This is a genomic window from Shewanella sp. P1-14-1 (assembly GCF_001401775.1).
Classification (GTDB): Bacteria; Pseudomonadota; Gammaproteobacteria; order Enterobacterales; family Shewanellaceae; genus Shewanella; species Shewanella japonica.
Genome location: NZ_LKTL01000072.1, coordinates 1 through 738, shown reverse-complemented (window position 1 = coordinate 738; position 738 = coordinate 1). Strand labels below are relative to the sequence as shown.

Annotated in this window: 1 protein-coding gene; it reads right to left on the bottom strand. The window is 39.0% G+C overall.

The features are described 5' to 3' along the window. Positions 1 to 196: 196 nt before the first annotated feature. Positions 197 to 628, bottom strand: a complete 432-nt coding sequence (locus tag AN944_RS20985; RefSeq protein ID WP_055026585.1) for a hypothetical protein — start codon at positions 626 to 628, stop codon at positions 197 to 199. Positions 629 to 738 lie beyond the last annotated feature (110 nt).

Below are 738 nucleotides of genomic sequence, written 5' to 3'. Positions count from 1 at the left end.
TTCACATGCATACAGTATTTTAATGTTCTCTTTAATTTCTAGAGTTTTAAGATTTTCCAATATCTCAGTACGCACTGGATACTCCTTGGCAGTTAACGCCCGCATAAGCAGCGGACCAATTTGGGGCGCATTTATGCGTCGTTTCTTTTTGCATTAAATGAGGCCGATGTTGAGGCCGTCTGCCTTAATGCCCTTGTTATATAACCTTCTTTGCGATCCAATGTATGGGGCTACGTAAAAAAGCAAAACAAACTAAACCAATAAATATACCAATTAAAACACGCATTCCTACAGAGTTCTCTGCATACAAGCTTTTGCCGACTCTAAGCTCTACCAATAAACTCTTGTTTTTCTGATGCTTTCCTTTTATTTCTTTTTCTGTCATTCGGTTTAGAAATTCTTCACATGTTGCATAAGTACCAGGCGAAAAGTACTCCTTTCCATCAAGTGTGAAATAGCCTCTAAGTTTGCCTCTTGCGCTAACTTTGCAACTTAGATCACTATTGGTTAAATCTACTGACTCAATATTTTTATCAGCGCGCACAACCAATATATAAATCACACCTAGCGTGATAAAAAGTGTCGCAATAGTCGCATCTAGAGCAAATTTAAAGTTGACGGTTTTCACTGAACCTCATAGTTATATAACGCTTTGCTAAGGGGCAATTGACTGTTGGCTATACTTGCGCGAAGCGCCAAGCCAACTGTTAATTGTCCCAGTGAGTTTACGAACGAACT